Source organism: Nocardiopsis sp. CNZ308, from assembly GCF_004217075.1.
Genome location: NZ_SHKJ01000001.1, coordinates 1,354,432 through 1,381,164 on the forward strand (window position 1 = coordinate 1,354,432; position 26,733 = coordinate 1,381,164).

The window sequence follows — 26,733 nt, forward strand, 5'->3', positions numbered from 1 at the left end:
GCGCTGGGCCGGTTCAGGTGCTGGGCCGCGGCACGGTCCCGCGCGCCGGTCGCCCGGCGGCTCGGGCGGACGCGGGCACGCCGCACGGCACCGGGACGGGTAGGCCCCCGATACGACAAGGGGACCACACCCCGGCACCCGGCGGCCACCGCCTCCGTCCGCCTGTGGACGACCGGCGGCGGGCCCGCCGTCCGAGCGGCCCCGGCTCAGGCCAGGCGCTCGGCCGCGGCCTCGACCCGCTCGTCGGTGGCGGTGAACGCCACGCGCACGTGCCCGGCGCCCGCCGGGCCGTAGAAGTTCCCGGGAGCGACCAGCACGCCGCGTTCGGCCAGGTGGGCCACCGCGCCCCAAGCGTCGTGGTCGGGGTGGCCGGCCCACAGGTACAGCCCGGCGTCGGAGTGCTCGATGCGCCAGCCCGCGCCCTCCAGGGCCTCGCGCAGCCTGGCGCGGCGGGACCGGTAGCGCTCCTTCTGCTCGGTGGCGTGCGCGTCGTCGTCCAGGGCGGCGCCCATGGCCGCCTGGACGGGCGCGGGGACGATCATCCCGGCGTGCTTGCGCACCGCCAGCAGCTCCTCGACCAGCGCGGGGTCCCCGGTGACGAAGGCCGCGCGGTACCCGGCCAGGTTGGAGCGCTTGGACAGCGAGTGCACGGCCAGCAGGTTGTCGTGGGAGCCGCCGCACACGTCCGGGTGCAGGATGGACACCGGTTCGGCTCCGTCCCAGCCCAGGTCGAGGTAGCACTCGTCGGAGGCCACGATCGCGCCGCGCTCGCGGGCCCACTCCACCACCTTGCGCAGGTGCGCGGTGCCCAGGACCCGGCCGGTCGGGTTGCTCGGCGAGTTCACCCACACCAGTCCGACGGGTGCGGGGCCGAGGGAGGTCAGGCCGTCGGAGGCCACCGGGGTGGCCCCGGCCACGCGCGCGCCGATGTCGTAGGTGGGGTAGGCCAGCTCGGGGTGGACGACCGTGTCGCCCGCGCCGAGGCCCAGGAGCGTGGGCAGCCAGGCCACGAGCTCCTTGGAGCCCACGGTGGGCAGGACGGCGCCCTCCGCGACGCGCACGCCGTGGCGGCGCTCCAGCCAGCCCGCGACGGAGGCGCGCAGCGCGGGCGTGCCCCAGGTCTGGGGGTAGCCGGGCGCGTCGGCCGCGTCGGCGAGGGCCTTGCGCAGCAGGGCGGGCACCGGGTCCACGGGGGTGCCGACGGACAGGTCGACGATGCCGTCGGGGTGCTCGGCGGCCCTGCGCTTGTACGGCGCCAGCCGGTCCCACGGGAAGGTCGGGAGCCGCTTCGCCACGGGTCGCCGCTCGGCCATCGCACTTACTCCATCCAGGTCGGGTCTGTTGCCACAGGTCACACGGGCCACACGTCACACAGGAATCGCGCCGACCCCCGCCACGGGGGTCGGCGCGACACGTCGTCCGCGCCGGGCCGGTCGGACCCGCGCACCCTCTGCGCCATAGGGGTGCCGCGGGCGTCCCTCCCGGCCTCGGGAGCGCCGGAACCCGCCCGGCGCGCCGCCGGGCTACTCGGCCTGCGGCGGCAGCTTGGCCACGAGCGGGTGGTCGCGGTCGATCTTGCCGACCTTGGAGGCGCCGCCCGGGGAGCCCAGGTCGTCGAAGAAGTCGACGTTGGCCTTGTAGAAGTCGGACCACTGCTCGGGGAGGTCGTCCTCGTAGTAGATGGCCTCCACCGGGCAGACAGGCTCACACGCACCGCAGTCAACGCACTCGTCCGGGTGGATATAGAGCATGCGGTCGCCCTCGTAGATGCAGTCCACGGGGCACTCGTCAATGCACGCCTTGTCCAGTACATCAACACAGGGCTGCGCGATGACGTAGGTCACGTCGTACTCCTTGTCTCACCCCCGCGTCCCACGGGGGAGGCGGGGATCTTCGCAGACTCCGGGCCGGGACCGGCGTGCGGGCGCCCTAGCCCCTGTTCCCGGGCTCTGCAAGCAATTGGCACAGATGTCGTACTCCTAGTATGACGGCGGAGAACACCCAGCGCACAATCGGGGGGCATTTCCTTGCACATGGGAGGACGTCTGGTCCACAGGATCTCTCCCGCCGACATCGGTCGGCGCGTCTCCGTACGAATACGCCTCCCCGAGGGCGGGTTCACCGATATCGTCGGTGTCGTGGAGTCCTGGGACGACGGTGTCCTCACCGTGCGCCGCCGTGACGGCTCCGCGGTGGAGGTCGCCGAGCCGACGATCGCGGCGAGCCGGGTCGTTCCCCCCGTACCCCCTCGCCGCCGCGGCGGGAACCCGCCGCGAACGCCCTGAACCCCGTGCGTTCCGGGTTCCACGGAGTGAGGCGGCGTCCGCCCGGCGGACGTCGCCGGGCGCGCAGGTCGCGCCTGGACAGTGGCATTCTTCGGGCCCTGCGGGGTAGAAAACGCACAGTTCCGCAGCGGGCCCAGCCAGTCCGCCAAGGAACCGACAACGAAGCATCGCGCCCCCCGGCGGCACATCCACGCGGAACGGGCGCCGGTACGCGGGGAGGTGGTGAGCGCCCGTCATGCGCGAAGCAGTAGCGTCCGCCCTCGCCGAGCTGGCACGCCGGGACGAGCGGGCGGCCGACATGGCCCGGTCGGCCCTGGACACGCTGGCTCCGGAGCAGGAGATCGAGAGGCTCAACCAGCACGCCGTCCAGCGGTTCTGCTGGTTCGAGCTACCGGTCCGCTTCCACGACCGCGCCGAGGACCGGCTGTTCGCGGTCCGCGCCCTGGGCAACCTCTTCGCCCTCCTCCAGCTGCACCGGTACGCGCAGATCTGCTCGGCGCCGGAGACCGCGGCCCTGCTCACCGTCTACGAGGGCGACCACGCCGCGGGCCTGGCGATGTACGAGCGGCTCATGTGGGAGTCGGGCGTGGAGCCGCCGGACCTGCCCGAGCTGACCTGGGGGACGGCGGTCGGCGACGCCGAGATCCTGGCCCGCGACGAGACCGCGTCGGCGCTGGAGCTGGCGATCACCCTGGGCGACGTGCGCCCCGGCAAGCGCGGGTGGCGGCCCGCCCAGGAGCGGTTCGCCCGGTCGTTCCTCACGCAGCCGGACAACCGGGGCCTGAGCCACCTGGACCGGATCCGCGAGGAGCGGGTGCGGGCCTGGTTGAGCTCGTCCGCGCACCCGCACCGCCAGCGCCTGTGGCCGCTGGTGGGCCAGATCATCGCGGGCGCCGACGTGCCGCGCGGGGCCGAGGCCGCGATGGCGCCGCTCCAGCGGCTGCTGGACCTGGCCTCGGAGGGGATCGCGCTCACCCAGATCGGCTACATCTCGCCGAGCGTGGTGCGCCAGATGTGCGAGGACTTCGGGTGGCGGACCACCCCCGAGCCGCCGCGCAGCGAGACCGACGCCACCCAGCTCATCGCCCTGCACCAGGCGCTGCGGGGGATGCGCGCGGTGCGCCGGTCGGGCCGCCGCCTGGTCCTGACGCGGCGCGGGCGCCAGCTGCGGGAGGACCCCGAGGCGCTGTGGCAGGCGGCCACCGAGACCCTGTGCCGCACCGGGGGCCTGGACCAGGCCGCGGCGGAGACCCTGCTGGGCATGCTGCTGGCGCGCACCCCGCAGGGCAGCGGTTCGCACGCGCGCCGCGGCGAGTCGGACGTGGAGGCGGCCGAGAGGGCGCTGACCGAGTCGGGATGGGTGCCGGTGGAGCCCCCGGCGCCCTCGGGCAGGCACGCCGCGTCGCACCGGCGCACCGCGGAGGCCGCCTCGGACCAGGTGCGCGCGCTGGTGATGGCGGTGAGCTGGCTGCTGGAGACCCTGGGCCTGCTCACCGACGACGACGGCGCCGGGCGCCGGGAGCTGACCGCGCCGGGGCGGGCGTTCGCGATCGCCTGCCTGCACCAGTCGGCGGTGGCGCCCCGGGCCGTGGTCTGACCGGCGGGCCGTGGCCTGACCGGCGAGCCGTCTCCTGGCGCGGCCCTCATCGGCCACCCGCTGCGAAGGGGTGCGGACCAGGGCCTAACCTGGAGCGCGAACCATCCGAGACCAGCAGGAGCACCATGCCCGCGCCCGAGCCGCCGCGCAAGGCGGAGACGACCGACGTGCCCGAGGCCGGCGGGGCAGTCGCCGACCCGTGGGAGCAGATGCCCGAGGACGCCCTCAACCGGCCGGACCTGGGGGAGGACACCGGGGGCCCCGGCGGGGCCGGGGACTCCGGGACCGGCGTCCGACCTCGGGGCGCCGCGGGGACGAAGGACGCGGGGCCCCCGTCCGCGCGTCCGGACGCCTCCGGGGACGCCGACCCGGACGCCGCCTCCCAGGGCGGCCCCGACGCCGCGCGCCCCGGGAGCTGGGCGGACTTCCTGCCCAGCCCGGTGTTCGTGCTGCTGCTGGGCCTGGCGGGGTTCGCGGGCTGGCTGTCGTGGACCGCCGCGGAGCTGGAGTGGGCCGCCGAGGGCACCAGCGTCACCCCGTTGGTCCCGCCGCTGTTCATCCTGCTCTGCTGGATCGTCTCCCTGGCCGTGCACGAGTTCGCGCACGCGCTCGCCGCCTACCTGGCCGGTGACCGCTCCCTGCGCGGCAGCGCCTACCTGCGGCTCAACCCGTTCGCCTACCGGCATGCGTTCGCCGGGCTGGTCCTGCCCTCGGTTTACCTGGGCCTGGGCGCCTTCGGCATGACCGGTCCGCCCGCCTACGTGGACTGGGACCGCATCCCGTCCCGGGGCCGCCGCGTCCTGGTGGCGCTCGCCGGACCGCTGGCCAGCCTCCTGGTGGCCGCCGCGTTCGCGGCCACCGTGTCCGTCCTGGTGCCCCCGGGCAACGACACCACCAACTGGGCGATCTCGGCGATGGCCTTCCTGTGCTTCGCGAACCTGACGGCCGCACTGATCAACCTGCTGCCCGTTCCCGGCTTGGACGGCTTCGAGGTGCTGGCCGCCTGGACGCGCGGAAAGTGGGTCACCGCGGCCCGCGCCAACGCGCTGTTCGGCTCGGTGGCCGTGTTCGCGGTCCTGTGGTTCCCGGGCCTGAACGACCTGCTGGTGAACGCGGTGTACGGCCTGTTCGACCTGGTGCTGCCCAACCCGGTGTTCCGCGGCATCGCCTTCTACGGCGAGCTGCTCCTCCAGTTCTGGGCCTGACCGGAACCGGGGCCACGGAGGCCCGTGAGGCGCACGCCTCACGGGCCTCCGCCTTTGGCGGCCGCGTCCCTAGCCCTCGCGCCAGGGACGCGCCTTCGCGGAGGGCCGCGCCCGCCGGTAGCCCCCGGCGGCGGGCGGCGCGTCGGCTCCGGGCGCCCCGGTCCCCGGAGAGCCGGGCGGCGGGGAGAACGACCAGCTGCGGATCACGGCGAACACCAGCGCGAGCATCACCCCGAAGAGGTACGCGTTGTGCATGATGTGGTTCGTGAGCACGATGTCGCCGCCGGGCATGTAGCCGATCACGCCGATCAGCGCGGCCAGGTAGCCGAGCGCGAAGGCCGCCGCCCCGGAGGTGCGGCGGCTGCCCCACGCGCACAGGCGGCACGCGGCGTACAGCAGCGCCAGGAAGGCCAGCAGTCCGACCGCGCTCACGGCCTGGACCGTCGCTCCCTCGCCCCAGTAGAGGGTCAGCCAGCCCGCGCCGGTGGTGGCGAGCGTGCTCGCCACGGCGCCGAGCAGCAGCAGGACCACGAGGGTCGTCCCGGTCAGCACCGGCGACAGGAACCCGGCGGAGGTCTCGCCCTCGGCGGGCGCGGCGGTCTCAGGTGTGGTGGTCACAGCGACGAGGGTAGACGCTCGCTCCCACCGGTCGCGGTCACAGCCCCGCGAACAGGTCGGTCTCGTACTCCCCGTGCCGGATGCGCGGCGTCTGCCCCGCCAGCAGGGTGAAGTACTCCACGGCGTCGATCTCCTGCGCGATGCCGTTGGACAGGGCGAAGCGCTCGCCCTCCACCGTGATCTGCGTGGCGTGGGCGCGCATCGCGAGCGCCTTGGCCGCCCAGTGGTCGGTGGCGTCCACGCGGGTGGTCACCGCCGTCTCGGGGGTGCCCCGGGCGATGTCGGACACCCGGGCGGGCGGGGTGAAGGAGCCGGACTCCTCACTCAGCCGCGCGATGGACTCCTCGATGCGCGAGACCGGCTGGGCGATCGCGTAGAGCTTGCGGACCTGCCAGGGCGTGCCGGGCATGGCCCGCTCCCCCGCCCGGAGGAAGGCCCGGCGCGCGACCCTGTGCGCCTGGATGTGGTCGGGGTGCCCGTAGCCGCCGTGCTCGTCGTAGCTGACCAGCACGTGCGGGCGGACCTCGCGGATGACCTGCGCCAGGAGCGTGGCGGCCTCCTCCACGTCCGCGCCCCAGAACGCCCGGGGGTGCTCGTTGGTCGGCGCGCCCATCATCCCCGAGTCCCGGTAGCGGCCGGGGCCGCCCAGGAAACGGTGGTCGCGCACGCCGAGCGCCAGACAGGCCTTGTCCAGTTCGCCGATCCGGTGCTCGCCGAGGGTGCCCTCGCGGTCGGAGGTCAGGTGCGCGAGCTCGTCGGGGATGACCTCGCCCTCCTCCCCCAGTGTGCAGGTCACCAGGGTCACACCGGCCCCCTCGGCCGCGTACTTGGCCAGGGTGGCTCCGGTGACGATGCTCTCGTCGTCGGGGTGCGCGTGCACCATCATCAGTCGCCTGTCAGTCACGTAGCGAACGATACCGGTCGCATCCGCGCGCCACCTCCCGCGTCGCACGCTCCACGGGGGCGCCGGGCCGCCGTCCGGCTCCCCGTGCGGGTGCGGCATGGGACACAATCGGCCTATGAGCTTTCCTCGCCAACAGGCCCGCACGCAGCGCTTCTCGATCGGTGTCCCCCGCGCGTTCCAGATCTCACCGGACGGACGGCGCGTCGCCTTCCTCCGGGGGCGCGACGGGGTGGACAAGGCCACCTGCCTGTGGGTGCACGACACGGAAGGGGCGGGAACGGACACGGTGGTCGCCGACCCCCGCTCCCTGGGCGCCGACGACGAGAACCTTCCGCCCGAGGAGCGGGCCCGCCGCGAGCGGCTGCGCGAGAGCGGCGGCGGGATCGTGTCGTACTCGGTGGACGAGGCGTTCACCCGCGCGGTGTTCACCCTGTCCGGACGGCTGTTCTACGTCGACCTGGTCGGCGACGACACCGCTCCGCGCGAGCTGCCCGCCGCCACCCCCGTCGTGGATCCGCGCATCAGCCCGGCGGGTGACCGGGTCGCCTACGTCAGCGGCGGCGCGGTGCGCGTCCTGGACATCGCCGCCGCCGAACCGGACCACGGCGACCGCCCGGTGGTCGAACCGGACGGCCCCGACGTCACGTGGGGCCTGGCCGAGCTGGTGGCCGCCGAGGAGATGGGGCGCTACCGGGGCTTCTGGTGGGCGCCGGACGGCTCCGCGCTCGCCGTCGCGCGCGTGGACGAGTCCGGGGTGAACACCTGGTACGTCTCCGACCCCGGCAACCCCGCCCAGGAGCCGACGGCCCTGCGCTACCCGCCCGCGGGCGGCGCCAACGCCGACGTGCGCCTGGCCGTGTTCCGGGTCGGCCCGCGCGGGGAAGGGCGGCCCGAACCGGTCTGGGTCGAGTGGGACCGCGAGGCCCTGCCCTACCTGGCCACGGTCGGCTGGACGACCGGGCCGGACGGCACGCCGACCGTGGTGTTCACCGCGCAGAGCCGAGACCAGCGCACGCTGACCCTGTTCAGCGCCGATCCCGCGACCGGCCTGGTGGTGGAGTCGCGCACCGAGTCCGACGGCGTGTGGGTCGAGCTGATGCCGGGCGTGCCCGCCTTCACCGGCGCGGGCGACCTGGTGTGGATCGGCCGCGAGGCCGGGGGCGAGCGCCGGGTCTACGTCGGCGACGCCCCGGTCAGCCCCCCGGACGTGTACGTGCGCGGCGTGGTGGACGTGGACGGCGACCGGGTCCTGTACTCGGGGTCGCCCGCCGGAAGCCCCGGGGACGTGTCGCTGTGGCTGGTCGAACTGGGCACGGGCCTGGCCGCGCCGGTGGAGGTGCCCGGGCACGGGTGCAGCAGGTCCGCGGACTCGGGCGCGCACAGCGGCCTGCGCTCGGGGCGGCTGCGCGGCGACACGCTCGTGGTGCAGCACCGGTCGATGGACTTCCCGGGCGCGCACACGGTGGTGCTGCGCGGCGCCGGTACCGAGACGCGCCGGTCCTGCTCGGAGATCGAGAGCCTGGCCGAGGCCCCGGACCTGCCGGAGCCGCGCGTGGAGTTCTGGCGCGCCGGTGAGCGCCGTATTCCGAGCGCCCTGGTGCTGCCGTCCTGGTACCGGGAGGGGCTGCGCCCGCTGCCGGTGCTGATGGCGCCCTACGGCGGCCCGCACGCCCAGCGGGTGCTCAACGCGCGCGGGGCGTACCTGACCGCCCAGTGGTACGCCGAACAGGGGTTCGCGGTGCTGATCGCGGACGGCCGGGGCACGCCGGGCCTCGGGGTGGAGTGGGAGCAGAGCGTCCACCTCGACCTGGCCGCGCCGGTCCTGGAGGACCAGGTGGCGGCGCTGGAGGACGCGGCGGAGCGGTTCGACTTCCTGGACGTGTCGCGGGTGGGCATCCACGGCTGGTCGTTCGGCGGGTACCTGGCGGCACTGGCGGTGCTGCGCCGCCCGGACGTGTTCCACGCGGCGGTGGCGGGCGCGCCGGTCATCGACTGGGAGCTGTACGACACCCACTACACCGAGCGCTACCTGGGCACGCCCGGGGGCGAACCGGAGGCCTACGGGCGCAGCTCGCTGCTGGCGGAGGCGGCCAAGCTGGAGCGCCCGCTGATGATGATCCACGGCCTGGCGGACGACAACGTGGCCTTCGCGCACACGCAGCGGATGTCGTCGGCGCTGATGGCGGCGGGGCGCCCGCACACGGTGCTGCCGCTGTCGGGGGTGACGCACTCGCCCTCGGACCCGACGGTCGCGGAGAACCTGATGCTGCTCCAGGTGGAGTTCCTCAAGGAGAACCTGCGCGGCGAGGGGTAGCGCCCGTCCCGACCCGGTGCCGCGCGCGAGGGCGCGGCACCGGGTCCGGGTCCAGGCGGCCCGGCCGTCCTCAAGGGCGGCCCCGGGGCCCTCGCGGACGCCCGCGCGCGGCGCTCAGCCGGTCCCGGTCTGCGGGGCCGCCTCCTCGCGGCTGGCGGCGATCTCCGACTCATCGGGGACCTCGATCTCCACGGGGCCGTTGAACTGGAAGAAGCCGATGATCGTGGACTCACCGTCCATGTGGGTGCCGTGGATCCCCTCGCCCTCCCAGGAGTCGTAGGCCTGGAAGTGCTGCGGGTAACCGTCGTCGCCGATCCACAGGTCGAAGGTGACCTCCCGGTCCCCGGTCCGGCCCTCGACGCGCTCGTCGGGCTCCGCGGGGTAGCTGCCGGTGTAGTGGTGTCCCACGCGCCCGGCCAGGTCCATGCCCTCGGCCATGTCCTCGGGGTAGTCGGTGACGGGGGGCGCCGACTCCCCCTGGTAACTGACCTGGCTCCCCTCGCCGAGGACGACCCGGAGCGACTCCACGGTGGACGTCCAGGCCGCCCGGGGTTCGTCCTCCAGTTCCTCCGGCGCGGGACGGTAGTAGCTCCCCTCGACCACCCCGACCAGGTTGGAGTCCGTGCGGGCCAGGACGTCGTCGGGCCCCTCGCCGATCTCCAGGGTGCGGTAGGTGGCCGGTCCTTGGTAGCTGACCTGGAGGTACCTGGGTTCGGGGTCCTCGGTGTAGGAGTGGTTGACGGGGTACCCCATCCCCGTCTCGGCGTCCCTCGACGTGGAGTAGGCCGCGAAGCTCGACGCGCCGAGGGCCAGCCCGACGGCCTCGTCCACCACCGCTTCGGTGTCCTCGGGATCGGTCAGCACGGCGGGTTCCCCGCCGTCCGCCGCGCCCTCGCCGGTGCCCGCGTCGCCCCCGGCCGCGGTCCCCCCGTCGGCGGTTCCCCCGTCGGCGGTCTCCTGACCGTCCTGGGGGCGCACGACCAGCCAGGTTCCGACCAGCGCGGCGACCAGGACGGCCGCGGCGGCGGCGAGCAGCGGCCGGCCGGAGCGGCGCACCCGGCGGGGCGCGGGCGCCTCCACGCCCCGCCACTCGGTGGCGAGCAGGCCGGGGACGACCTCGGTGACCGGGTCGCCCTGGAGCGGCTGGACCCGGGTGGCGTTCCAGCCGGAGGTGAGCCCGGCGACCACCTCGGCCGCCGTGGGCCTGCGCCCGGGGTCCTTGTCGAACGCCCGCCGCACCGGGTCCAGGAGTTCGGGCGGCACCCCGTCCAGGTCCGGCTCGCCGTTGCGGACCCGGTGGGAGACCACCTCGGCGGACTCCCGGCCGAAGGGGTCGCGGCCGGTGGCGGCGAAGGCGACCAGGCCCGCCCAGGCGAACATGTCGGAGCGGTCGCTGGCGGCCCGCCCCTCGTACTGCTCCGGCGCCACCCATCCCGGGGTGCCGAACAGGCCGCCGGTGCGGGTGAGCGCGGTGCCCTCCACCGCGCGGGCGATCCCGAAGTCGAGCACCTTCGGGCCGCTCGGGGCCAGGATGACGTTGCCGGGTTTGAGGTCGCGGTGCACCACGCCCGCCGCGTGGATGGCGGTGAGCGCCTCGGCGAGGCCGACGGCCAGGGCCAGCAGGACGCCCCCGGAGAGCGGCCCGTGCCGCCGCACGTGCTGGCGCAGGGTCAGTCCGGGCACGTACTCGGTGGCCAGCCACGGCGTGTCCGCCCGCGTGTCGGCGTCCAGGAACGCGGGCGCGCAGGCCGCGCGCACCCGCCTGACCATCTCCACCTCGCGGGCGAACCGGGCCCTGAAGTCGGGGTCGGCGGCGAAGTGGGCGTGGACGACCTTGACCGCGGCGCAGCCGCCGCCCGCGTCCAGGCCCGCGTAGACGGCCCCCATGCCGCCCGCCCCGACGCGGCCGACCACGCTGTAGCCGCCGATGCGCTCGGGGTCGGCCCCGGTGGGCGGTTCCACGCCGGGGGGAAGGCGCTTCCGGTCGAAGGCGGGAGTGGTCGCTGTGGTCAACGTGGGCCCTTCCTGGGGGTCGGGGGTCGAAGGCGGTGGGCGCGGCTCAGGAGAACGGGTCGGACTCCTGGTACACGCAGCTGTTGACGGGGACGCCGTCCACAGGGGTGGCGTCGTGCGGGGCGAGTCCCGGCGAGTCGGTGAAGCCGGGGAAGGTCTGCTCGCCGCCCGGGTTCGGTGCCACGTGGCAGAAGCCGCCGGGGTAGCCGGGGGCGATCCGCTGCTCCTCGTCCAGGGCGTCGGCGGGCAGGTAGTAGAAGACGCCGATGGTGACGGCGCCGACGATCGTCACGGTGAACTCGGCCACGGGGTCGTCCGGGTCGAGTTCGGCGAGCACGCCCCGGCTGCCGGGCCGGGAGAAGTCGAGGTGGTCCTGCTCGGGGGTGATCTGCCCCACCCAGGCGAAGTCGTCGTTGTGGACGCTCAGGCGGCCGAAGTCGGGGAGGTACTCGGCGGTGGCCGTGACGGTGATCGAGTTCGTGAAGCGCTCGCCGCGGGTGAGGGTCAGCCGCAGCTGGTCCAGCGCCTCGCCCTCCCCTCCCGCGGGTTCGAGCGTGCGGACCAGTCGGGCGCTGTCGCCGGGGACGGGCTCCACGGCCACGGTCCCGGTGGCGTACAGGTCCCGGTACTCGGCGGGGACGTCCTCCCCCGCGCCGCCCCGTCCCGCGCCGTCGCCGGTGTCCGAGGCGGGGGTGCCGCCGCCCGGCGCCGCGGGCCCCTCCTCCCCCGCCCCGGAGAGGGCGGTCAGCCCCGTCCCGGCCAGCACGGCGAGCGCGAGTCCGGCCGCGCCGACCGCCAGGGGCCGCTGGTTGCGGCGCGCCCAGGAGCGCCGGGGCGGGGCGTGGAAGCGCCAGAGGTCGGTCCGTCCGTCGTCGGGGGCGACGGCGCCGGTCCAGGCCCGGGCCACGAGCCGGGGAAGGTCCGCGCCGGTGTCCGTACCGGGGCCGGTGGCAGCGCCCCCGGGAGCGCCCGCCGGAGGAACGTCGGCCGCGGGAACGCCCGCCGGGGCCCCCGCCGCGGAGGGGCCCGCCCCGTCCGGGGCGGCGCGCAGCAGCGCGGCCGTCTCCCGCAGCGCGGCGGCAGCGTCCGGCCGCCGCGCGGGGTCCTTGTCCAGGGCCCGCTCCACCAGCGCGCGCAGGGCCCCGGGAAGGCCCTCCAGGTCAGGCGGCTCCGACAGCACGCGCGGCACCAGGGTGTCGGTGCCGCCCGCGCCGAACGGGTTGCGCCCGGTGGCGGCGAAGGCCGTCAGCCCGCCCCAGGCGAACATGTCGGAGCGGTCGGTGGCCTCACCGCCCGCGTACTGCTCCGGGGAGGTCCAGCCCGGCGTGCCGACCAGTCCGCCGGTCCGGGTGAGCGCGGTGCCGTCGACCGTCCGCGCGATACCGAAGTCCAGCACCCTCGGACCGGCCGGGGACAGGATCACGTTGCCGGGCTTGAGGTCGCGGTGCACCACGCCCGCGCCGTGGATCGCGGTCAGGGCCTCGGCCACGCCCAGCGCGAACGCGGTGAGGGCCGCTCCGGTGAGCGGTCCGCGGGCCCGCACACGGGCGTCCAGGGTCGGTCCGGGGACGTACTCGGTGGCCAGCCAGGGGACCTCGGCACGGGTGTCGGCGCCCAGGAAGCCGGGCAGGCAGGCCGCGCGCACCCGGCGTACCAGGGCGACCTCCCGGGCGAAGCGCTCCCGGAACTCACCGTCGCCCGCGTAGACCCGGTGCACGCACTTGACCGCCACCCGCCGGTCGGCGTCGTCCAGCGCCGCGTAGACCACGCCCATGCCGCCCGAACCGATCCGGCCCACCACCCGGAAGGGGCCGATGCGCCGGGGCTCGTCGGAGGCGAGCGGTAGCACGCCGGGAGGCAGGGGAGGCGGCGCGGAACCGGGGTGCATGGGCGAGGGGGCAGCGCTCATGTGGCGTGGACGACCTTCTGTTGTCGGGGGTTCGGGTGGGACCGCGGGGGCACGAACGGCGCCGGAGACCGGAGCGGCAGGCGATCACCAACCTAGGACACGGCCGCGACGGTCGTGGTTCTCGTCCGCTCCACCCGATCCACCGGATCCTCGACCGCCGCCGGACCGACCGGGACCGGAGCCCGCGCTCCACCGACACGGCGCACCGCCCGCGCCCCACACCCCGCACCGGCCCGCGACGTGCTCCGCCGACACGTCGCGACGCCGCGCCCGCCCCGCCCGGCCGTCCCCGCGGCCCGGGCATAGCCTGGCCGTATGCGTTCCTCCACCGCTCCGCGCGCCCTCGCCGCGCTGCTGGCCGACCTGGTCTGCGTGCTGGCCTTCGTCGTGATCGGCAGGACCGACCACGGGACCGGCACGGCCCTGGCCGAGATCGCCTGGACCGCGTGGCCCTTCGCCGCCGGGACCGTCCTGGGCTGGGCGGTCACCCGCGCCTGGACCGCCCCTGTCCGGATCTGGCCGACGGGCGTGTTCGTGTGGGCCGTGACCGTGGTCGGGGGGATGGCGGTGCGCGTGTTCCTCGGGGAGGGCGCCCCGACCAGCTTCGTCATCGTCACCTCCCTGTTCCTCGCCGCGACCATGCTCGGCTGGCGCGGGGTGGCGCTTCTCATCGCGAGGAGGAGACAGCGCCGCGCCTGAGGCGGAAGACTGGGTCGCGGAACGCAACCTCCCTCACGAAGGAGCCCCCGTGGCCGATCCCGTCACCCTCGCCATCGCCGCCGCCGTCGTCACCGGCGCGGTCGGCAAGATCACCGAGGCGGCGACCGAAGGCACCGTCGCCGCCTTCAAGTCCCTGCGCAAGGCGGTCTTCGCGCGCTTTCGCTCCGACCCCGAATCCCAGCAGGTCCTGGACGACGCCCTCCTGGAGCCGGAGGACCCCGAGGCGCTGGCCGCCGTCGCCGAGCGCCTGGAGCGGGCGGAGGGCGAGGACCCCGCCGTGCGCGCGCTGATGGGGGAACTGCGCCGCGAGTTCGTCCAGGAGGGCGACGGGGCCGTGCACAACAGCATCCAGGGGGACGTCAGCGGCCAGGCGCGCGTGTTCCAGGGCCGCGACTTCCACGGGGACATCCACCTGTAAGAGGTCGCACCGCGGAGCGTTCGTAAGCTGGAACGGATGAACGAGCACCCCGCACCCCAGTTCCCTCCCTCCGGCGCCGTCCGCGGTCCCGCCTCCCGCGAGCCCGCGGACGGAGCCGGCGAGGACGAGGCGCGCGAGGTGGGCGTGGGCCCGTGGGAGGGCCCCTGGCCCGAGGGCGACCACTACGATCCCGAGCTGCTGGCGGGCGGCGACCGCCGCAACGTCGTGGACCGCTACCGGTACTGGCGGCGCGAGGCGATCGTGGCCGACCTCGACACCGTGCGCCACCCCTTCCACGTCGCCGTGGAGAACTGGACGCACGACTTCAACATCGGCTCGGTCGTGCGCACCGCCAACGCGTTCGGGTGCGCGGCCGTGCACATCGTGGGCCGCCGCCGCTGGAACAAGCGCGGCGCGATGGTGACCGACCGCTACCAGCACGTCCACCACCACCCCGACACCGAGGCGCTGGTGGCGTGGGCCGAGGAGCGCGGCCTGGCGCTGCTCGGCGTGGACAACCTGCCGGGTTCGGTGCCGCTGGAGACCTACCCGCTGCCCAGGAACGCCGTGCTGGTGTTCGGGCAGGAGGGCCCGGGGCTCTCCGAGGAGGTCCGGCGGGTGTGCCGGGCGGTGCTGTCGATCTCCCAGTTCGGTTCGACCCGGTCGATCAACGCCGGGGCCGCGGCCGCGATCGCCATGCACGCCTGGGTGCGGGCCCACGTGTTCGACCAGCCGGTCCCGGCCGCCTTCCCCGCGGACGCCCCGACCCCCACCACGGCGCTGTCGTGATGGTTCCGTGATCTACCATGGTCGAAAGGCCCCTATCAGAGAGATTTCGGGATGAGTCCAACCGTCACAGCAGCCTCCCGTACCGCCACGATCGACGACGTCGCCGGTGTCGCGCGCGTTCTGGCCAGGTCAGCGCAGGAGGACCCGCTCTTCCGGTGGCTGTTCCCCGACGACGAGATGCGGATGGCCCGGACCCGCCGCTTCTTCGCCCTGACCGCGGGCTTCGGCTACGTCCCCTCGGGCGGCACACGGGTCGCCGAGACCAGGGACGGCGGCGAGGACGCGCCGGTGGTGCGCGGCGCGGCGCTGTGGGCTCCGCCCACCGCCAACCCCGAGGGTCAGCTGGTGTCACTGCGCACCTGGCCGCACTGGGGCCCCCTGATCGGCCGCACCCGGCTGGCCGCGTTCGTGCGCGTGTTCGCCGAGTGGAAGCTGGCCGCACCCCAGGAGCCCCACCTGTACCTGGCGGCGCTGGGTGTGGACCCGGCCGTCGCCGGCACCGGCGTCGGCGGCGGGCTGCTCACCTCGGGTCTGGACCGCGCCGACTCCGAGGGGCTGCCGGTGTTCACCCAGACGCTCAACCCCAAGACCGTCGGCTTCTACGAGCGGTTCGGGTTCCGGCTGGTCCGGGAGGCGCAGAGCCCCGAGGCGGGAACCAACTACTTCCTGCTGCGCGAACCCTCCTGAGGCCCCGCGGACCCGCTGCCCCCTCCCGGGGGCCGTCCCTCCCGGGGAGCCGTCCTTTCCCGGGAAAACGCCCCACCCGCGACGGTCGCGCGCCCTACCATGAGCGGTGATCGGAGCCCCAGGCACAGGGGGACCCCGGCCCCAGGGAAGAGGCAGCGCCCGTGACCCTCACAGCGGTACAGCCGGTCCGCACCGCGACCATGAACGACGTGCCCGCCGTGGCCCGGGTTCTGGGCCGCGCCCTCTACCACGACCCGCTCTTCCGATGGCTCTTCCCGGACGACGACCTGCGCATGGCGCAGAACTTCCGCGCGTGCGCGCTGCTGGCCGGGTTCGGGCACGTCCCCGGCGGCCACGCCACCGTGGCGGAGTCCCCGGAGGGCCCCGCGCGCGTCCCGGTGGTGCGGGGCGCGGCCCTGTGGACCCCGCCCGACGCGGGTCGGGAGGGGGCCGCGGTCCCGCTGCGGTCGCTGCCGCACTGGTTCAGCCTGGTGGGGCTGTCCCGGCTGCCGGAGCTGACCTGGTACAACGGCGAGGTCAGGGCGTCCGTGCCGGAGGGGCCGCACTGGTACCTGTGCGTGCTGGGCGCCGACCCCGCGGCGGACGGGACCGACACGGGGGCGCGGCTGCTGCGCGAGGGCCTGGCCCGGGCCGACGCGGACGGCGTGCCGGTCTACCTGGAGACGGCGGACCCGGCGAACATCGGCTACTACGAGGACTACGACTTCCGGGTGGTGCGGGCGGTCCACCCCCCGGCGGCCCCCTCGACCTACTGCATGCTGCGCCCCGCCGCCTCCTGAGGCCCGCCCGTCCGGCGGCTCCGCCGCCCCGGGCGTTCCGGCGCCCGCGGAGCCCTGGCGCCTTCGGAACCGGCCGGGGGCGGGCCGTGGGCGGCCCCGGGACGCAACCCGGACGGATCGGGGCCTTCTGATCCACCGCACCCCCTGACAGGATGGGCGCGTGGACATCCGAGGAATCTCCCACCACACCGACGGCGTGTCCGAGGACGCGGCGGCGCGCGACATGCGCGTCATCCGCGAGGACCTGCACTGCACCTCGGTGATGCTGATCGGCGCCGACACCGGACGGCAGCGGGCCGCCGCCCGCGCCGCCCTGGAGGCGGGCCTGGACGTGTGGGTGCGCCCGCAGCCGGAGAACCCGCCGGTCGCGGAGCGGCTGGAGCACCTGGCCGCCACCGCCCGCATGGCCGAGGAACTGCGCCTGGAGCACCCGGAGCGCGTGACCCTCATGGTCGGCACCGAGTTCTCGCTGACCTCCCCCGGCCTGCTTCCCGGGGCGGGTGAGTTCGCCCGGCTCCAGTTCATCACCCGCCCGTGGCTGCGCCGCCCCTTCGAGCGGAGGATGCGGCGCAGGCTCGCCTCGCTGCTCTCCGCGGCCCTGGACGTGGCCCGCGAGCACTTCGGGGGGCCGGTGACCTACGGGGCCGGGGCCTGGGAGGAGGTGGACTGGTCGGGCTTCGACCTGGCCGGGGTGAACCTGTACCGGGCCGGGACCGACGCCGACGCCTACGAACGGCGTCTGGACGCCCTCCGGGACGGCTGCGGCAAGCCCCTGGTGATCACCGAGTTCGGCTGCGGCGCCCACGACGGGGCCGACCTGCGGGGGGCCGCGTCCTTCCTCGCGGTGAACTGGTTCGCCGACCCGCCGCGCCTGCGCCGGGGCACCGCGCGCAACGAGGCCGTGCAGGCCGGATACCTGGACGCGCTGCTGGGGCTGTACCGGGAGCGGGGGGTGCACGGCGCGTTCGTGTTCACGTTCGCCATGCCGGGCTTCCCGCACAGCGAGGACCCCGTGTACGACCTGGACGCGGCCGGGTTCGGCGTGGTGCGCACGGCCGGGGACGACCCGTCGTCCTGGGAGCCCAAGGAGGCCTTCCACACGGTCGCGCGGCGCTATCGCACCTGAGGCGGCGGCCGCCGTCCCGTGGCGAGCCACGGTGCTCCCGAGGCCCGGCGCGACCCGCAGGTGACGTCGGGTTCTCCTGGGAGGACGTCCGGAGCGTGGACACCTGGCGGACGTCCCCGAGATCGCCGACCGGCTCAGAGAACTCATGCCGCCCGCTGAGTGACCCCGGGAAACGGCGGCCCTCACGCTGTCGGCCGCGCCCGGAGGCGTCGGTCTCCGCGTTTTCCCCACGCCCGGACCCGGCAGCCGCTACCTTCGTGCCATGGACATGCATCTGCACCTGCACGACGGCCTCCACGCCCTGATCAGGGAGGTCGCGGAGCAGGACGGCGTCAGCGTCGAGGCCGCGGTGGTCACCGCCGTCGAGGACTTCGTCGCGAGCCGCCAGACACACAGGATCCCGAAGCAGTCCCGGGAGGCGGTGGAGCAGGACGCCCAACCGCCCCACCGCCCGGCGGAGTGACCTCCGCGAACGGCGACGGGCCGCGCCCCCGAAGGAGCACGGCCCGTGCGGTGCGACAGGGGTCGGCGGTCAGCCGACGCCCTTGCTGAGCGAGCCCAGCAGGTCGCGGTTGAGCTGCGAGATCGTGTCCAGCGGGATGCCCTTCGGGCAGACCGCGGCGCACTCACCGATGTTGGTGCAGCCGCCGAAGTCCTCCTCGTCCTGCTGGTTGATCATCTTCACCACGCGCGAGGCCCGCTCGGGCTGTCCCTGCGGGAGCATGCCCAGGTGCGTGACCTTCGCGGCGGTGAACAGCATGCTGGAGGCGTTCGGGCAGGCCGCCACGCACGCGCCGCAGCCGATGCAGGTCGCGGCGTCGAACGCGCGGTCCGCGTCCGGCTTCGGGATCGGGTTGGCGTGGGCGTCGGGCGCGGTACCCGTCGGGGCGCTGATGTAGCCGCCCGCCTGGATGATGCGGTCGAACGCGCCGCGGTCCACGACCAGGTCCCTGACGACCGGGAACGCCTTGGCCCGCCACGGCTCCACCGTGATGGTGTCGCCGTCGTTGAAGCTGCGCATGTGCAGCTGGCAGGTCGTGGTGCGCTCGGGGCCGTGCGCCTCACCGTCGATCACGACACCGCAGGCACCGCAGATGCCCTCACGGCAGTCGTGGTCGAAGGCGACCGGGTCCTCGTTCTCCAGCGTGAGCTTCTCGTTGAGGACGTCGAGCATCTCCAGGAACGACATGTCCGGGGAGACGTCGGTGAGCTTGTACGTGGCCAGCCGACCCTCGTCGCCCGGCCCCTTCTGACGCCATACGCGCAGGGTGATGTTCACTTGTAGCTCCGCTGCTTCATCTCGACGTACTCGTACTCCAGGGCTTCCTTGTGGAGCACGGGCTTGCTGTCATCGCCGCCGAACGCCCAGGCGGCCACGTAGGCGAACTCGTCGTCGTGACGCAGCGCCTCGCCGTCCTCGGTCTGGCTCTCGGCGCGGAAGTGGCCGCCGCAGGACTCGCGGCGGTGCAGGGCGTCGATGCACATGAGCTCGCCCAGCTCCAGGAAGTCGGCCACGCGGTTGGCCTTCTCCAGGGCCTGGTTGAACTCCTCGTTGGTCCCCAGCACCTTGACATCGCGCCAGAACTCGGCGCGCAGCGCCCGGATGAGCTCGATGGCCTTGGTCAGGCCCTCCTCGCTGCGCTCCATGCCGCAGTACTCCCACATGATGTGGCCGAGCTCCTTGTGGAAGGAGTCGACGGTGCGGGAGCCCTGGACGGAGAGCAGCTTGTCGATGCGGGAGGTCACCTGCTCCTTGGCCGCCACGGCCTCGGGGTGCGACTCGTCGAGGGCCTCGAACGGGCCCGACGACAGGTAGTCGTTGATGGTGTTGGGCAGGACGAAGTAGCCGTCCGCCAGCCCCTGCATCAGCGCGCTCGCGCCCAGGCGGTTGGCGCCGTGGTCGGAGAAGTTGGCCTCACCGGTTACGAACAGGCCCGGGATGGAGCTCTGGAGGTCGTAGTCGACCCACAGTCCGCCCATGGTGTAGTGCACGGCCGGGTAGATGCGCATCGGAACCTCGTACGGGTTCTCGCCGGTGATGCGCTGGTACATGTCGAACAGGTTGCCGTACTTGGCCTCGACGGCGTCCTGCCCCATGCGCGCGATGGCGTCGGCGAAGTCCAGGTAGACGCCCAGACCGCCGGGGCCCACGCCGCGGCCCTCGTCGCAGACGTTCTTGGCGGCGCGGGAGGCGATGTCGCGCGGCACCAGGTTGCCGAAGGCCGGGTAGATGCGCTCCAGGTAGTAGTCGCGCTCCTCCTCCGGGATCTGGCGCGGGTCACGGGTGTCCCCGTGCGCCTTGGGCACCCAGATGCGGCCGTCGTTGCGCAGCGACTCGCTCATCAGGGTCAGCTTGGACTGGTAGTCGCCGCTGACCGGGATGCAGGTCGGGTGGATCTGCGTGTAGCACGGGTTGGCGAAGAGCGCGCCCTTGCGGTGCGCGCGCCAGGTCGCGGTGACGTTCGAGCCCATCGCGTTGGTCGACAGGAAGAACACGTTGCCGTAGCCGCCGGTGGCCAGCACCACGGCGTCGGCGAAGTGCGTTTCGATCTCACCGGTGACCATGTCGCGGACGATGACGCCGCGCGCGCGGCCGTCCACGACGATGACTTCCAGCATCTCGTGGCGGGTGTGCATCTTGACGCTGCCCGCCGCGATCTGGCGCTCCAGGGCCTGGTAGGCGCCGATGAGCAGCTGCTGACCCGTCTGGCCGCGCGCGTAGAACGTACGCGAGACCTGCACGCCGCCGAAGGAGCGGTTGTCGAGCAGGCCGCCGTACTCGCGGGCGAAGGGCACGCCCTGGGCGACGCACTGGTCGATGATCTCGACGCTGGTCTGGGCCAGGCGGTAGACGTTCGACTCGCGGGAGCGGAAGTCGCCGCCCTTGACGGTGTCGTAGAACAGCCGGTAGATGCTGTCGCCGTCGTTGCGGTAGTTCTTGGCGGCGTTGATGCCGCCCTGGGCCGCGATGGAGTGCGCGCGGCGCGGGCTGTCCTGGTAGCAGAACGAGGTGACCTTGTAGCCCGCCTCGCCCAGGGTCGCGGCCGCGGAGGCGCCGGCCAGGCCGGTGCCCACCATGATCACCGAGAGCTTGCGCCGGTTCGCGGGGTTGACCAGCTTGGCCGAGAAGCGCCGCTTGTCCCAGCGCTCGTTGATCGGGCCCTCGGGGGCCTTCTCGTCCCGGATCGGCTCGCCGACGCGGTAGAAGTCGTTGTCAGACAATTAACCCACCAGTCCAAAGGTGACCGCCAGAGGCGGGAGCAGGAAGCCGACCGTCACGATCAGCGACAGACCCACGGCGACCGCGTTGAGCTTGCCCTGACGGCTGGCCTGGTTGGCGCCGAGGGTGGCCAGGGCGCTCCAGATGCCGTGCCGCAGGTGCAGGCCCACGGCGATCACGGACAGGATGTAGAACAGGGTCACGTACCAGAACTCGGGCTGGAACCCGTTCACGAGCCGCTCGTAGGGGCTGTCGGACGCGCCGCCGGGGGCGATGGTGTTCGTGGTCAGGTGCAGGATGTGGAAGACCACGAACAGCGCGACCAGGATGCCGCCGTAGCGCATGGTGTAGGAGGCGTAGCTGCGGGCCACCCTCTTCTTCACCTGGTAGCGCTGGGCCGCCGGACGCGCTCTGCGGGCGCGGGCCCACAGCGTCACCGCCGCGTAGATGTGGATCAGGACGCTCGCCAGCAGGACGATGCGGAAGATCCACAGGAATCCGCTCTCGGGCAGCAGCGGGTAGCCCAGCTCCCGGAGGCTGTGGGCGTAGCCGTCGAAGGCCTCCTGGCCCGAGAACACTTTCAGGTTGCCGTACATGTGCGCGATCAAATACAGCACGAGGATCGCCCCGGTGATCGCCATCGCTGCCTTGAGCGCCACCGTGGACCCGTAGGCCGTAGACCGCTTCTTGGTCAAGGTACTGTTCGCCACAGCCTGTCACTGTAAGTTCTGGTTAAGTCGGCGTCCAAGTCATCAGGACGCTGGAGTCGATAGACGTAGGCTATGGAACATGCAGTTCCAGCAGCTGGCCTACTTCGTCGCGGTGGCCCGCACACGCCATTTCACCCGCGCAGCAGAGCTTTCGCGCGTCGCGCAGCCCAGTCTGAGCAAGCAGATCCGCAGCCTCGAACAGGAGCTGGGCGCGCCGTTATTCAGTCGTGCCCGGGGAAACATCACACTCACACCGGCCGGCGAGGCGCTGCTTCCGCTCGCCCAGCGCATGCTCGCCGACCTGGAGACGGCCCGGCGCGAGGTCGCCGAACTGGCCGGGGTGCGCCGGGGCCGCGTGCGGCTCGGCGCGACCCCGTCGCTGTGCGCGGGGCTGCTGGCCGACGTGCTCGCGGACTTCCATACCCGCTTCCCCGGCATCGAACTCCAGGTGGAGGAGAGCGGCTCGCGCGACCTCATCCGCGACCTGGGGCGGGGCGAGCTGGACCTGGCGCTGATCATCTTGCCGCTGCACAGCAGCGACCCCGACTTCTCCACGACGCCGATCCTGCGGGAGAACCTGGTGGTGGCGAGTCCGATGTCGGGCCCCTCCCCCAACGGGCGGGCCTCGATCCGCATCACCGAGCTGCGGGGCCGCCCGCTGGTGATGTTCCGGCGCGGCTACGACGTGCGCGAGGCGACGCTGCGCGCGTGCCGGGCGTCCGGGTTCGAGCCCGAGCTGGCCGTGGAGGGCGGGGAGATGGACGCCGTGCTGCGGTTCGTGGAGGCGGGCATGGGGCTGGCGGTGGTGCCGAGCATGGTGCTGCGCAACCGGCAGAGCCTGCGCGGAACCCCGCTGGCCCGGCCGCGCCTGCTGCGGACGGTGGCGCTGGCGCGGCGCCGGGACGTGGAGCCCTCGCACTCGGCGGAGGCGTTCCGCCGCCACCTCAACGGCTACCTGCTGGGCATGTCGCCGCAGGACCTGGGCCCGGACCTGGAGGTCCTGCTCTCGCGCGGGGACGAGGCGGACTGACCCGCCGGGCCCCTCCCCGGAGGACGAGTCGTCCTGCCCCGTCGGACCCCTCCCCGGAGGCCTCGCCCAGAAGCTCGCCCAGGAGGGTGACCGCGCCCCTTCGCCACGGGCCGGGGCCACTGGCGTCACACCAGCGACGCTTCCGGCCGGTCCGAACCCGGCACCCGGCACCCGGCACCCGGCACCCGGCGGCGGACACTGCACAACCGCCCCCGCTCCCGCACCCGCGCCCTCCGCGCGCCTGCTGGAGCGCCCCGCCCCGGGGCGACCGCTGCCGGATTCCGGCGGCCAACTCCTTTACCACACGCCACCGGTGCCCCTGAAACAACGGGATCGCCATAAGGGATTTATGGCTCCTCAACCTGGCAAAACACACCAAACAAGCCCTCAGAAGTGGCGCATTTCACATAGCTTTCCCCGACGCCTCCTGCCCTCTGGGACGTGACCGTGATCACAACGTCCTAACGTTGCGTTGCGGGACGGTTCGCCACGGCTCCTCCCCGCGGCCGTCCGGCGCGGCGGTCGCGGCCGAAGCAGGCGGGTACCGCGCCCCGCCCGACCGGGACCTTCCCACAGGAGGTGCAAGACAACGGTGACAGCGACCGAGAACGCAGGCCCCGGGGGCGGCCGGGCACGCATCCCCCAACGAACCCTGCGCACCGACAACTGGTGGCTCGGCCCCCTCCTCACCGCGCTGGGGCTGGCCACCTTCGTCGTCTACGCGACCCTGCGGGTGTTCCAGCAGGACCACTACTGGGTCCAGGAACACCACTACCTGACCCCGTTCTACTCGCCGTGCATCGCGCAGCAGTGCGCGCCCGACGCGGCCCTGTTCGGACGCCTGCCGGTGGAGTTCCCGCCGCTCATCCCCTACGCCCTGGTCAGCCTGCCGATCCTGCTGCTGTTCCGGCTGACCTGCTACTACTACCGCAAGGCCTACTACCGCTCGTTCTGGTTCTCGCCCCCGGCGTGCGCCGTGCGCGAGCCCCACGGCGCCTACACCGGCGAGACCCGCCCGCTGATGCTGGTCCAGAACGGCCACCGCTACTTCTTCTACGCGGCCTTCGTCATCACGCTCATCAACACGTGGGACATGCTGATCGCCTTCTTCCACGGCACCGAGGGCGGCTTCGGCGTCGGGTTGGGCAACCTGATCATGCTCCTCAACGTGCTCATGCTGTGGGGCTACACGCTCAGCTGCCACTCGTGCCGCCACATCTTCGGCGGACGGCTGCGCAGCTTCGGCAGGCACCCCGTCCGCTACTGGATGTGGGGCCGCCTGTCCGTGCTCAACCACCGGCACATGTACTTCGGCTGGCTGAGCATCGCGACCCTGATCCTCACGGACGCCTACATCGCCCTGATCGCCAGCGGCGCCATCAACGACCTGCGCATCCTCAACTGAGCCAAGGGGAAGGAAGGCACGACCAGATGCCCCCCACAGCAGAACCCGGGATCACCCGGTACGCCTACGACGTCGTGGTGATCGGGGCGGGCGGAGCCGGGCTGCGGGCCGCGATCGCCGCCCGCGAGCAGGGCAAGCGCACCGCGGTCATCTCCAAGTCGCTGTTCGGCAAGGCCCACACCGTGATGGCCGAGGGCGGCGCGGCGGCCGCCCTGGGCAACGCCAACCCCGACGACGGGTGGCGCGTGCACTTTCGCGACACCGTCCGAGGCGGCAAGTTCCTCAACGATCCGCGCATGGCCGAACTGCACGCCCGCGAGGCGCCCGAGCGCATCCTCGAACTGGAGTACTGGGGCGCGCTCTTCGACCGCACGGCCGAGGGAAAGATCAGCCAGCGCAACTTCGGCGGCCACGAGTACCCGAGGCTGGCGCACGTGGGCGACCGCACCGGCCTGGAGATGATCCGCACCCTCCAGCAGCGGGTCGTCGCGCTCCAGCAGCAGGACGCCGCGGAGCTGGGCGACCCCGAGGCGCGCATCCGCGTGTTCGCCGAGACCGCGATCACCCGGCTCATCACCGAGGACGACGCACCCGGCACCGGTGCCGGTACCGGTACCGGTACCGGTGCGACGGCAGTGGACGCGGCCGCGTGGGCGGAGGGCGGCGCGGGCGGGGCCACCGCCGTGGCCCCGGGCGCGGGCGGGGACGCGGGCGTGGACCCGGCCGGGGACGGAAGGACGCCGGGCCGGATCGTCGGCGCGTTCGGCTACCGCCGGGTGGACGGCGGGTTCGTCCTGTTCGAGGCGCCCTCGGTGGTCCTGGCCACCGGCGGCATCGGCAAGGCCTTCCGCACCACCTCCAACTCCTGGGAGTACACCGGCGACGGCCACGCGCTGGCGCTGCGGGCCGGGGCCTCCCTGATCAACATGGAGTTCGTCCAGTTCCACCCCACCGGGATGGTCTGGCCGCCGTCGGTGAAGGGCATCCTCGTCACCGAGTCGGTGCGCGGGGACGGCGGCGTGCTGCGCAACTCCGAGGGCAGGCGGTTCATGTTCGACTACGTGCCGGACGTGTTCCGCTCCCAGTACGCCGAGAGCGAGGAGGAGGCCGACGGCTGGTACGACGACCCCGCCAAGCACCGCAGGCCGCCGGAGCTGCTGCCCCGCGACGAGGTCGCGCGGGCGATCAACACCGAGGTCAAGGAGGGGCGGGGCTCGCCGCACGGCGGCGTGTTCCTGGACGTGTCCACGCGCCTGCCCGCCGAGGAGATCGTCAAGCGGCTGCCGTCCATGCACCACCAGTTCAAGGAGCTGGCGGACGTGGACATCACCGCCGAGCCCATGGAGGTGGGCCCCACCTGCCACTACGTGATGGGCGGGGTACGGGTGGACGCCGACACCGCCGCCTCCGACGTGCCCGGGCTGTTCGCGGCCGGTGAGGTGGCGGGCGGCATGCACGGCTCCAACCGGCTGGGCGGCAACTCCCTGTCGGACCTGCTGGTGTTCGGGCGCCGGGCCGGGCTGGGCGCGGCGGCCTACGTGGACGGGCTCGGCGACCGGCCCGCACCGGCCGGTCTCCTGGACCGGGCGGCGGAGGAGGCGTCCTCGTACGCGCTGCACTTCCTCGAACCGGGCGGCGGCGAGAACCCGTACACGCTGCACGCCGAACTCCAGGAGACCATGAACGACCTGGTGGGCATCATCCGCAGGGGCCCGGAGATGGAGCGGGCCCTGGAGCGGCTGGAGGAGCTGGCGGAGCGGTCGCGCACGGTCAGCGCGCCGGGCGACCGGGTCTACAACCCGGGCTGGCACCTGGCGCTGGCCCTGCCCAACATGGTCCTGGTCTCGCGCGCGGTGGCCGCGGCCGCCCTGGAGCGCACGGAGTCGCGCGGCGGGCACACCCGCGAGGACTTCCCCGGCATGTCGGCCGGGTGGCGGCGGGTGAACCTGGCGGTGCGGGCCGACCGCTCCGACCGGGTGTCGCTGTCGCGGCTCGCGCTCGCCGACATCCCGGCCGGGCTGCTCGCCCTCTTCGAACGCGACGAGCTGGCCAAGTACCTGACGGAGGAGGAGCTGCCCGCGGCGGGCGCGGCGGGGGCGGCGGACGGCGCGGCCGAGGAGGGCCAGTCATGAGCGAGCGTGTGTTCCGGGTGTGGCGGGGTTCGGGCGAGGGCGGGCTCGCCGAGTACCGGGTCGAGGTCAACGAGGGCGAGGTGGTGCTCGACGTGCTGCACCGCCTCCAGGCCACGCAGACCCCGGACCTGGCGGTGCGGTGGAACTGCAAGGCGGGCAAGTGCGGTTCGTGCTCGGTGGAGATCAACGGCCGTCCCCGGCTGTCGTGCATGACGCGGATGAGCGTGTTCGAGGACGACGAGGTGGTGACGGTGACGCCGATGCGCGCCTTCCCGGTGGTCCGGGACCTGGTGTGCGACGTGTCGTACAACTACCAGAAGGCGCGGGAGATCCCCTCGTTCACCCCGGATCCGGCCAAGGCTCCGGGTGACTTCCGGATGAGCCAGGAGGACGTGGAACGCCAGCAGGAGTTCCGCAAGTGCATCGAGTGCTTCCTGTGCAACAACACCTGCCACGTGATCCGCGACCACGAGGAGAACAAGGAGCACTTCTCGGGGCCGCGCTACCTCATGCGGGTGGCGGAGCTGGAGATGCACCCCGAGGACACCGCCGACCGCAGGCTCATCGCCCAGGAGGAGTTCGGGCTGGGGTACTGCAACATCACCAAGTGCTGCACTGAGGTATGCCCGGAGAACATCCGCATCACCGACAACGCGCTGATCCCGCTCAAGGAGCGGGTGGTGGACCGCAAGTACGACCCGCTGGTGTGGCTGGGGTCCAAGATCGGCGTGCGGCCCAAGGACACCCCGCCGGTGCCCAACGTCGGTCGGTACTCGGACCTGACCTGATCTGACCTGGTCTGAGGCCGGTCCCGTCCGCCGACCCGGGGGTGCGTTCCCGGGTCGGCGAAC

Annotated in this window: 24 protein-coding genes; 15 read left to right on the forward strand and 9 right to left on the reverse strand. The window is 73.5% G+C overall.

Annotated features, from left to right (window positions below):
• Window positions 1-206: 206 nt before the first annotated feature.
• A complete protein-coding gene (dapC, locus tag EV372_RS05770; RefSeq protein ID WP_130395146.1) occupies window positions 207-1,313 on the reverse strand; it encodes a succinyldiaminopimelate transaminase in 1,107 nt (368 codons plus the stop codon).
• 210 nt (window positions 1,314-1,523) lie between these two features.
• Complete coding sequence (fdxA, locus tag EV372_RS05775) at window positions 1,524-1,844, reverse strand: ferredoxin (RefSeq protein ID WP_013154907.1); 321 nt, start codon at window positions 1,842-1,844, stop codon at window positions 1,524-1,526.
• A 183-nt stretch (window positions 1,845-2,027) separates the two neighbouring features.
• Here fdxA and EV372_RS05780 point away from each other — a divergent pair, with 183 nt between their 5' ends.
• The 3 genes from EV372_RS05780 (at window position 2,028) to EV372_RS05790 (ending at window position 5,087) form a co-directional block, all read left to right on the forward strand.
• Window positions 2,028-2,285 (forward strand): putative acetyltransferase, encoded by a 258-nt coding sequence (locus EV372_RS05780; protein WP_081461760.1) that lies wholly within the window; start codon window positions 2,028-2,030, stop codon window positions 2,283-2,285.
• Between the two features lie 235 nt (window positions 2,286-2,520).
• Window positions 2,521-3,882 (forward strand): hypothetical protein, encoded by a 1,362-nt coding sequence (locus EV372_RS05785; protein ID WP_130395147.1) that lies wholly within the window; start codon window positions 2,521-2,523, stop codon window positions 3,880-3,882.
• 125 nt (window positions 3,883-4,007) lie between these two features.
• Window positions 4,008-5,087 carry a site-2 protease family protein gene (locus EV372_RS05790; protein ID WP_130395148.1) on the forward strand — a complete coding sequence of 360 codons (1,080 nt, stop codon included), beginning with the start codon at window positions 4,008-4,010 and terminating at the stop codon, window positions 5,085-5,087.
• A 69-nt stretch (window positions 5,088-5,156) separates the two neighbouring features.
• On the opposite strand, the gene EV372_RS05795 is transcribed toward EV372_RS05790, so the two are convergent.
• Together EV372_RS05795 and mshB are read right to left on the reverse strand one after the other, a co-directional pair.
• Window positions 5,157-5,705 carry a hypothetical protein gene (locus EV372_RS05795; RefSeq protein ID WP_130395149.1) on the reverse strand — a complete coding sequence of 183 codons (549 nt, stop codon included), beginning with the start codon at window positions 5,703-5,705 and terminating at the stop codon, window positions 5,157-5,159.
• Window positions 5,706-5,742: 37 nt separating this feature from the next.
• Complete coding sequence (gene mshB, locus EV372_RS05800; protein ID WP_197044365.1) at window positions 5,743-6,609, reverse strand: N-acetyl-1-D-myo-inositol-2-amino-2-deoxy-alpha-D-glucopyranoside deacetylase; 867 nt, start codon at window positions 6,607-6,609, stop codon at window positions 5,743-5,745.
• 115 nt (window positions 6,610-6,724) lie between these two features.
• On the opposite strand from mshB, the gene EV372_RS05805 reads away from it, so the two are divergent.
• Window positions 6,725-8,923 carry a S9 family peptidase gene (locus EV372_RS05805; RefSeq protein WP_130395150.1) on the forward strand — a complete coding sequence of 733 codons (2,199 nt, stop codon included), beginning with the start codon at window positions 6,725-6,727 and terminating at the stop codon, window positions 8,921-8,923.
• A gap of 114 nt (window positions 8,924-9,037) precedes the next feature.
• On the opposite strand, the gene EV372_RS05810 is transcribed toward EV372_RS05805, so the two are convergent.
• A complete protein-coding gene (locus EV372_RS05810) occupies window positions 9,038-10,936 on the reverse strand; it encodes a serine/threonine-protein kinase (protein WP_130395151.1) in 1,899 nt (632 codons plus the stop codon).
• A 46-nt stretch (window positions 10,937-10,982) separates the two neighbouring features.
• Complete coding sequence (locus EV372_RS05815; protein ID WP_130398779.1) at window positions 10,983-12,824, reverse strand: serine/threonine-protein kinase; 1,842 nt, start codon at window positions 12,822-12,824, stop codon at window positions 10,983-10,985.
• Window positions 12,825-13,160: 336 nt separating this feature from the next.
• Between EV372_RS05815 and EV372_RS05820 the strand changes: the two genes are divergently transcribed.
• The 7 genes from EV372_RS05820 (at window position 13,161) to EV372_RS05850 (ending at window position 17,848) form a co-directional block, all read left to right on the forward strand.
• Window positions 13,161-13,544 carry a DUF3054 domain-containing protein gene (locus EV372_RS05820; RefSeq protein ID WP_130395152.1) on the forward strand — a complete coding sequence of 128 codons (384 nt, stop codon included), beginning with the start codon at window positions 13,161-13,163 and terminating at the stop codon, window positions 13,542-13,544.
• A 49-nt stretch (window positions 13,545-13,593) separates the two neighbouring features.
• Window positions 13,594-13,983, forward strand: a complete 390-nt coding sequence (locus EV372_RS05825) for a hypothetical protein (RefSeq protein ID WP_130395153.1) — start codon at window positions 13,594-13,596, stop codon at window positions 13,981-13,983.
• A 36-nt stretch (window positions 13,984-14,019) separates the two neighbouring features.
• Window positions 14,020-14,772 carry a TrmH family RNA methyltransferase gene (locus EV372_RS05830; protein ID WP_130395154.1) on the forward strand — a complete coding sequence of 251 codons (753 nt, stop codon included), beginning with the start codon at window positions 14,020-14,022 and terminating at the stop codon, window positions 14,770-14,772.
• Window positions 14,773-14,823: 51 nt separating this feature from the next.
• The gene (locus EV372_RS05835) at window positions 14,824-15,459 is read left to right on the forward strand and encodes a GNAT family N-acetyltransferase (protein ID WP_130395155.1); all 636 of its coding nucleotides are present in this window, start codon (window positions 14,824-14,826) and stop codon (window positions 15,457-15,459) included.
• A gap of 161 nt (window positions 15,460-15,620) precedes the next feature.
• Complete coding sequence (locus EV372_RS05840) at window positions 15,621-16,259, forward strand: N-acetyltransferase (protein ID WP_130395156.1); 639 nt, start codon at window positions 15,621-15,623, stop codon at window positions 16,257-16,259.
• Between the two features lie 160 nt (window positions 16,260-16,419).
• A complete protein-coding gene (locus EV372_RS05845; RefSeq protein WP_130395157.1) occupies window positions 16,420-17,385 on the forward strand; it encodes a glycoside hydrolase family 113 protein in 966 nt (321 codons plus the stop codon).
• A gap of 262 nt (window positions 17,386-17,647) precedes the next feature.
• Window positions 17,648-17,848, forward strand: coding sequence for a CopG family transcriptional regulator (locus EV372_RS05850; RefSeq protein WP_130395158.1), 201 nt, complete (start codon window positions 17,648-17,650; stop codon window positions 17,846-17,848).
• A gap of 69 nt (window positions 17,849-17,917) precedes the next feature.
• Here EV372_RS05850 and EV372_RS05855 read toward each other — a convergent pair whose 3' ends face one another.
• The 3 genes from EV372_RS05855 to EV372_RS05865 are packed head-to-tail and all read right to left on the reverse strand — an operon-like array spanning window position 17,918 to window position 21,264.
• Window positions 17,918-18,664 (reverse strand): succinate dehydrogenase/fumarate reductase iron-sulfur subunit, encoded by a 747-nt coding sequence (locus EV372_RS05855; RefSeq protein WP_130395159.1) that lies wholly within the window; start codon window positions 18,662-18,664, stop codon window positions 17,918-17,920.
• Window positions 18,661-20,607 (reverse strand): fumarate reductase/succinate dehydrogenase flavoprotein subunit, encoded by a 1,947-nt coding sequence (locus EV372_RS05860; RefSeq protein ID WP_130395160.1) that lies wholly within the window; start codon window positions 20,605-20,607, stop codon window positions 18,661-18,663. Before EV372_RS05860 ends, EV372_RS05855 begins: the two co-directional genes overlap by 4 nt.
• Entirely contained in the window at window positions 20,608-21,264 is a 657-nt protein-coding gene (locus EV372_RS05865; RefSeq protein WP_130398780.1) for a succinate dehydrogenase cytochrome b subunit, read from the reverse strand.
• A 130-nt stretch (window positions 21,265-21,394) separates the two neighbouring features.
• Between EV372_RS05865 and EV372_RS05870 the strand changes: the two genes are divergently transcribed.
• The 4 genes from EV372_RS05870 to EV372_RS05885 all read left to right on the forward strand — a co-directional run bounded on the left by EV372_RS05870 (window position 21,395) and on the right by EV372_RS05885 (window position 26,670).
• The gene (locus EV372_RS05870) at window positions 21,395-22,345 is read left to right on the forward strand and encodes a LysR family transcriptional regulator (RefSeq protein ID WP_130395161.1); all 951 of its coding nucleotides are present in this window, start codon (window positions 21,395-21,397) and stop codon (window positions 22,343-22,345) included.
• Between the two features lie 592 nt (window positions 22,346-22,937).
• A complete protein-coding gene (locus EV372_RS05875) occupies window positions 22,938-23,750 on the forward strand; it encodes a hypothetical protein (protein WP_130395162.1) in 813 nt (270 codons plus the stop codon).
• Between the two features lie 26 nt (window positions 23,751-23,776).
• Window positions 23,777-25,882 (forward strand): fumarate reductase/succinate dehydrogenase flavoprotein subunit, encoded by a 2,106-nt coding sequence (locus EV372_RS05880; RefSeq protein ID WP_130395163.1) that lies wholly within the window; start codon window positions 23,777-23,779, stop codon window positions 25,880-25,882.
• Window positions 25,879-26,670 (forward strand): succinate dehydrogenase/fumarate reductase iron-sulfur subunit, encoded by a 792-nt coding sequence (locus EV372_RS05885; RefSeq protein ID WP_130395164.1) that lies wholly within the window; start codon window positions 25,879-25,881, stop codon window positions 26,668-26,670. The genes EV372_RS05880 and EV372_RS05885 overlap by 4 nt, the downstream gene beginning before the upstream one ends.
• The last annotated feature ends 63 nt before the right edge of the window (window positions 26,671-26,733 follow it).